General features: G+C 64.7%; 8 protein-coding genes and 1 pseudogene. 7 read left to right on the top strand and 2 right to left on the bottom strand.

The annotated features are described in order from the left end of the window. From ACFDTH_RS08670 to ACFDTH_RS08660, 3 genes and pseudogenes are all read left to right on the top strand, one after another. Positions 1–246, top strand: a 246-nt coding sequence (locus tag ACFDTH_RS08670; protein ID WP_375287130.1) for a sigma-70 family RNA polymerase sigma factor, incomplete at its 5' end; no start/stop codon positions are given. 94 nt (positions 247–340) lie between these two features. After that, positions 341–844 (top strand): annotated as a pseudogene (locus tag ACFDTH_RS08665) (hypothetical protein); the annotation flags it as partial. Further along, entirely contained in the window at positions 825–1,028 is a 204-nt protein-coding gene (locus ACFDTH_RS08660) for a hypothetical protein (protein ID WP_375287135.1), read from the top strand. The pseudogene ACFDTH_RS08665 and the gene ACFDTH_RS08660, both read left to right, overlap by 20 nt. Before the next feature lie 9 nt (positions 1,029–1,037). Here ACFDTH_RS08660 and ACFDTH_RS08655 read toward each other — a convergent pair whose 3' ends face one another. Next, entirely contained in the window at positions 1,038–2,147 is a 1,110-nt protein-coding gene (locus ACFDTH_RS08655) for a glycosyltransferase family 2 protein (protein ID WP_375287129.1), read from the bottom strand. An 83-nt stretch (positions 2,148–2,230) separates the two neighbouring features. Between ACFDTH_RS08655 and ACFDTH_RS08650 the strand changes: the two genes are divergently transcribed. The 4 genes from ACFDTH_RS08650 to ACFDTH_RS08635 all read left to right on the top strand — a co-directional run bounded on the left by ACFDTH_RS08650 (position 2,231) and on the right by ACFDTH_RS08635 (position 5,748). Continuing rightward, a complete protein-coding gene (locus tag ACFDTH_RS08650; protein ID WP_375287128.1) occupies positions 2,231–3,085 on the top strand; it encodes an AAA family ATPase in 855 nt (284 codons plus the stop codon). Beyond that, positions 3,086–3,901: a hypothetical protein gene (locus ACFDTH_RS08645; protein ID WP_375287127.1), complete on the top strand. Its 816-nt coding sequence runs from the start codon at positions 3,086–3,088 to the stop codon at positions 3,899–3,901. 72 nt (positions 3,902–3,973) lie between these two features. Further along, a complete protein-coding gene (locus ACFDTH_RS08640; protein WP_375287126.1) occupies positions 3,974–4,537 on the top strand; it encodes a CHAP domain-containing protein in 564 nt (187 codons plus the stop codon). A 32-nt stretch (positions 4,538–4,569) separates the two neighbouring features. After that, positions 4,570–5,748 (top strand): VWA domain-containing protein, encoded by a 1,179-nt coding sequence (locus tag ACFDTH_RS08635; RefSeq protein WP_375287125.1) that lies wholly within the window; start codon positions 4,570–4,572, stop codon positions 5,746–5,748. Between the two features lie 119 nt (positions 5,749–5,867). On the opposite strand, the gene ACFDTH_RS08630 is transcribed toward ACFDTH_RS08635, so the two are convergent. Then, positions 5,868–6,011 (bottom strand): hypothetical protein, encoded by a 144-nt coding sequence (locus ACFDTH_RS08630; protein ID WP_375287124.1) that lies wholly within the window; start codon positions 6,009–6,011, stop codon positions 5,868–5,870. Positions 6,012–6,094 lie beyond the last annotated feature (83 nt).

Genomic DNA, 6,094 nt, shown 5'->3' with positions numbered 1-6,094 from the left:
GACGCCGCGATCCAGGCGAACCTCAAGGAAACGGTCACCCGCGTCCTCGCCAGCCTCACTCCGCGCGAGGAGCGTGTGCTGCGCATGCGCTTCGGCATCGGCATGAACACCGATCACACGCTCGAGGAAGTGGGCCAGCAGTTCTCGGTGACTCGCGAGCGCATCCGCCAGATCGAGGCCAAGGCGCTGCGCAAGCTGAAGCACCCCAGCCGCAGCCGCAAGATGCGCAGCTTCCTCGATCAATAGGACAGCCAGCCGGACCCGATTGCCGGGTCCGGCAAATTCTTGCCGGTCAATGACCCTGTCGTAAACCGCGCCTTTACGACGATCGGCTAGGCCCATGCTCGAACGTGGCAGCGGTGGCGGCAGGATTGCCGGCATACCGCCGGGAATCGAGGGACGCATGGTACTGGCTTTGGCACGGGACAGCGACGAGCACGCACTCGACGCCCTCGTGCGCTCGGAAGGCAGCGCCGGCGAGGCTTGGATCGCGCATCTGCTGGACGCCTGCGACCCGCGCGACCTTTCGGATGCGGCGCATGGCCTGTGCAAGCTCTACGGCAGCCATCCCACCTGCATCGACACCGCCGCGCTGCGCGTCGTCGATCCGTTGCTGACCCCCTTGCTGCGCCATGCCGCGGAAGGCTTTACCGCCGAACGCAACTATCTGGCTGCGGTGGTCGCCGCCGCCGGCCCTACCCCGTCGACGCCCGGACAGGCCCAGAGCGAAGCCGCGCTGGTCGGGCAGCGCCATGCGCTGGAGGCGCTCGCTTCCTCGGACCGGATTGGCTGCGCTATTGGCGCCGCCTTCGCATTGGTAGTCGATTGGCACGCCGTGCGGCCCATCCTGGATCTTCTGGCTGGACGAGCCGGGATCACGGTCCCCTCCCCCGATCTCCCCGGTTCCCCCCCCCTTCGACCTCCTGGACGACCGCGCCCGCCTGTTCGGCGCGCGTCAGCTGCTCACCCAGCAGCGCCAGCTGTGGTCGCTGCTGGAGGCGCGCGCGGCCGCCCGCGATCGACGCTGATCCGTCGGCTCAGCGAGGCGCCAGAAGCGCAGCCGCCAGAACCTCCGCCGGGTCGTTCAGGAAAGCGAGGATTTCTTGGCGCTCGCGCTTGTTCGCGAACGTCATGCGGCCATCCGCGAAGATAACGATGGGGACCGCTCCAGCACCGTCGCTCGTCGCCTCACCGACACCTGCCGTCAGCAGCCGAATCTCCGCAAGATAGTTTCGGGCGTTACCGGGGCCAAGTCTACGATCGTCGACGCGCAACAGCTCCTCCAGCGTCAGCACCTCTCCGGTAAGCCCAACGGTGTGCAAGATTTTAGTCGTGCGATTGTAGCTGCTGATCTTCTCGACATTGGCGGCGATCCGCTGCTGCGCCGAAAAGTTCCGCAGGTGGGCGATAATCACGTTACCGACCGAGGCACCGCGGAACAAGTCTTTTGGAACTTGGCTGTTGTGGCAGATTTCTCCGCTCACCTCCACCGCACTGGACAACACCGGTTTACCGCCGCGGATCCCGGCCTCCAGCCGCCCCTTGCGGAAAGTGAGACGCAAGTGGCGTTCCTGCCCCGGTTGATTGTGCGCCCATATGCCGGGGATCGCCTGCTGCCCAGTCCCGACAATCCGCTCCGCGACCGTCGCGTCGTCGCGGTATCCACCCTCCTCATCCGCCCAGTAAAGGAACTCGTCAGTATCCAGAAACAGGTGATAGTCGCTAGAGGCGCGCAAAGCATCATACAAAAGCCTGAACCGCTTGTCGCGATTGTGGATGAAATTGTGCATCCAGGTGTAGCTATAGACGGGGATGTCGTCAGCGATCTCGTCAAGATACGCCAGCACTTCCGGCATAGTGCTGCCGTTGTCGAAGATGATGAGCCCCTGCGGGCCGCAGATGCGCCGATGATGTTCCACCCATTTGCGCAGCAACAGCCCTTCGTTGCGGGTCTTCAGCACGATCTTGAACGGCCGCCGGTTCGACCGGATTTCCGCGCAGATTGCGTCCGGCTCCTCCCCCCAGCCCTTTCGCCGCACGGCCAGAATCCCTCCTACGAAACGTCGGACCGACGCCGGCAAGTCAACGATCCGGCCGCAATAGGAGCCCGCATCCTCGCGCGCAACTCGGCATGCCCGTGCGCGCACGCTGTGATACGCCCCGAACCGCTTGCCTATCGCAACGGGATGCCCTTACGTGTGGGTCAAGTCAAAGCGGACGAGGATCCGGCATGAAGCGGTTCGAAGGTACCCAAAGCTATGTCGCGACCGACGACCTGAAGGTTGCGGTCAACGCCGCGGTAATGTTGCGCCGCCCGCTGCTGGTGAAGGGCGAGCCGGGCACCGGCAAGACCGTCCTCGCTTATGAGATCGCCAAGGCGACCGGCGCACCGCTGATCGAATGGAACGTGAAGTCCACGACCAAGGCGCAGCAGGGCCTGTACGAATATGACGCGGTCGCGCGGCTGCGCGACGGGCAGCTGGGCGACGAGCGCGTCCACGATATCTCCAACTACATTCGCCGCGGCAAGCTATGGGAGGCATTCACCGCGCCGCAGGTGCCCGTGCTGCTGATCGACGAGATCGACAAGGCCGACATCGAGTTTCCCAACGACCTGCTCCAGGAACTCGACCGGATGGAGTTCCACGTCTATGAGACCAAGAAGACGGTGCGCGCCGCCGAGCGGCCGATCGTGGTCATCACCAGCAACAACGAGAAGGAACTGCCCGACGCCTTTCTGCGCCGCTGTTTCTTCCATTACATCAAGTTTCCCGATCGCGAGACCATGCAGGCGATCGTCGACGTGCACTTCCCCGGCATCCAGAAGATCCTCGTCTCTAAGGCAATGGACATCTTCTACGAGGTGCGCGAAGTGCCCGGCCTCAAGAAGAAGCCTTCGACGAGCGAGCTGCTCGATTGGCTGAAGCTGCTGCTGCACGAGGACATGCCGCTCGACGTGCTCCAGAACCGCGACCCCACCAAGGCGATCCCGCCGCTGCATGGCGCGCTGCTGAAGAACGAGCAGGACGTGATGCTGTTCGAGCGGCTGGCCTTCATGGCCAAGCGGCAGGCGAACAGGACCTGAGTGACCAGTTGGACGAGACTGATCGCGATCGCGGCGCTGCCGCGGTCGGGCACCACCGTGACCGCAGCGCTGCTGGGGGCGCATAGCCGCGTCCATCCAGTGTTCGAGCCGTGGAACGGCCATCGCGAGCGAATCGACCCTGCCGCTCCAATGCCCTGGCCCGATTTCCTGACGACATTCGCCGCCGACGCGCCGGCGGACCGGGACGTGCTGCTGGTGAAGGAGACGAGCACGCTCGACCCGTTCCTCGACCGCATAGACGAGTTGCTGCGCACAGCGCCCGCGGGCGTCGCGCGGGAGCTGGTTGTGCTGGTGCGCAACCCCTTCCATATCTTCCTCAGCTTGGTGCAGGCGCGGCGCGACTGGTGGGGGGCGCCGGAGACACAGGCCGATTCCGACACGTTTGTACGGTGGGTGCGCCGCAGCCGCCGCAACCTCCGACGTCTGGGCGACTTGGCGCGCGATCATGATGCGCTGATCGTCCCGTATGAGAAGCTGACCGCCAAGCCGCAGGCGCCGCGCTTCCTGTCGCGAACCCTGGGCCTGCGCTTCGAGGACGAACAATTCGCCTTCGATCGGACTGTTGATCCCAAGACGATCCGCGGCGACATCGGGCTCAGCAAGGCGCCGCGTCCGCTGTCCGATGCTTCGGTCGACCGGCGGGAGGCCGAGTTCGAGGCGATCCGTCCCGCACTCGAATCACTGGCCGAGTTCCGCTGGGCGGTGCGTCAGCGCCGCGCGGTGCGCCAACTGCCCGGCATCTTTCGCTACAGCGACCATGTCGACAAGGCGGTCGCTGCGTTCGAGACGGCCTGACCGGCGACGGCAAGACTGCGTTAACCATAACAGGCAAGCTCCGGCTTACCCGTAAGCGCTTATGCCGAAAGCATGAAGCGCTCCCCCCACGCTTTCATCGCGGCGGCCCTGTGCCTGGTGCCCGCCCTTCCCGCGCAAGCGCGCGGCCTGCTCGACTATGTCGGCGAGTGCGTGCCGTTCGCGCGCAACGCGTCCGGCATCCAGATCTACGGCGATGCCTGGACGTGGTGGGACCAGGCCAAGGGCAAGTACAACCGCGGTCACAAGCCTCGCGTGGGCTCGGTGGTTGCCTTCGCGAAACAGCCGCGGCTACGCCTGGGCCATGTCGCGGTGGTCAGCCGGATCGTTGAGGACCGGGTGCTGATGCTCACTCATGCCAACTGGTCACGACAGGACGGCGAGCGCGGGCACACCGAGCAGGACGTGACCCTGTTCGACGTGTCCGAGGACAATGACTGGAGCGAGGTGCGCGTTTGGTACAAGGACGCGACCGGGCTGGGCGCGACCACCTACCGCGTCCACGGCTTCATCTACGCCCCCGGCCGCCCCACGCCCGAACTGACCGCGCGCAACCCCGATTATGTCGGCGCGCTGATCGACGCCTATGCCGGCCCGGGATCCGCGCCGACGCGCTAGACAGCGCCACGCAAGCGGGCCATCCTAAGCCCATGTTCCTCAACTTCCTTGACGAGCTTCGGAGTGCCGGAATCCCGGCCAGCATGAAGGAGCATCTTGTGCTGCTGGAAGCGCTAGACGGCGAGGTGATCGAGCGGACGCCCGAGCAATTCTACTACCTGAGCCGATCGGTCTACGTGAAAGATGAGGGGCTGCTCGACAGGTTCGACCAGGTCTTCGCCAAGGTGTTCAAGGGACTGGAAACCAGCTTCGCGCAGGTCGGCGCCGAGGTGCCCGAGGACTGGCTCAAGGCGATCGCCGAGAAATACCTGTCCCCCGAGGAGATGGCGGCGATCAAGTCGCTCGGCTCCTGGGAGGAGATCATGGAGACGCTGAAGCAGCGTCTGGAGGAGCAGCAGAAGCGCCATGAGGGCGGCTCCAAGTGGATCGGCACCGGCGGGACGAGTCCGTACGGCAACTCCGGCTACAATCCTGAAGGCGTGCGGATCGGCGGCGAGGGCAAGCAGAAGCGCGCGCTCAAGGTCTGGGACCAGCGCGAGTTCAAGAACCTCGACAACACGCGCGAACTGGGCACCCGCAACATCAAGGTGGCGCTGCGCCGGCTGCGCAAGTTCGCGCGCGAGGGCGCGGCCGACGAACTCGACATCGACGGCACGATCGACGGCACCGCGCGCCAGGGCTGGCTGGACGTGAAAATGCGCCCGGAGCGGCGCAATGCGGTGAAGCTGCTGCTGTTCCTGGACGTCGGCGGATCGATGGACCCGTTCGTCAAGCTGTGCGAGGAACTGTTCTCCGCGGCGACATCGGAGTTCAAGAACCTGGAGTTCTTCTACTTCCACAATTGCCCCTATGAGGGCGTGTGGAAGGACAACAAGCGTCGCTTCTCCGAACGCACGCCGATGTGGGACGTGCTGCACAAATACGGCCACGACTATAAGCTCGTGTTCGTCGGCGACGCGTCGATGAGCCCTTATGAGATCACCCATCCGGGCGGTTCGGTGGAGCATTTCAACGAGGAAGCGGGCGCAGTGTGGATGCACCGGCTGACGACCACCTATCCTGCGGCAGTGTGGCTCAATCCCGTGGCCGAGTCGCAATGGGGCTATTCGCAGTCGGTGAAGGTGATCCGCGAGCTGATGACCGACCGCATGTACCCGCTGACGCTGTCGGGGCTGGACGATGCGATGCGGGAACTGACGCGGAAGCGGTGAAGTCCGCATCGCAATCGGTCTGAACCACAGCCGTTCGCCCTGAGCGAAGTCGAAGGGTGCGAGGCTCCGCCTGCGCAAGTGCTTCGATGTCACTCAGCACAACGGGCAAGTTGAGGCGGCTACGCCCCCAGCGCGCGCAGCTTCTCCTGGTAACTTTGCGCAAGCACCATCCGGCGCGCACGCGCTTCCGGCGTGACGGCGCGACGTGCGGCAAGCAGTTCCGCGGCAGCGCGCCGCGAGTAATAGCGAATATCAGATTCCACGTCGCCCCCGACCCTTGGCGCCGAAATCACGACTCGGGCTTTGTGCACGAGTCGCAGTCAGATTAGCCAACAAGGATTAAGAG

Origin of the sequence: Sphingomonas sp., assembly GCF_042096255.1 — a bacterium.
Classification (GTDB): Bacteria; Pseudomonadota; Alphaproteobacteria; order Sphingomonadales; family Sphingomonadaceae; genus Sphingomonas.
The sequence above is the reverse complement of the archived record's forward strand: the minus strand, read 5'-3'. Positions and strand labels throughout refer to the sequence as shown.

Coding starts and splice junctions, on each gene's coding strand:
- ACFDTH_RS08650 (WP_375287128.1), top strand. CDS start 2,231: ATGAAGCGGTTCGAAGGTACCCAAAGCTATGTCGCGACCGACGACCTG.
- ACFDTH_RS08640 (WP_375287126.1), top strand. CDS start 3,974: ATGAAGCGCTCCCCCCACGCTTTCATCGCGGCGGCCCTGTGCCTGGTG.
- ACFDTH_RS08635 (WP_375287125.1), top strand. CDS start 4,570: ATGTTCCTCAACTTCCTTGACGAGCTTCGGAGTGCCGGAATCCCGGCC.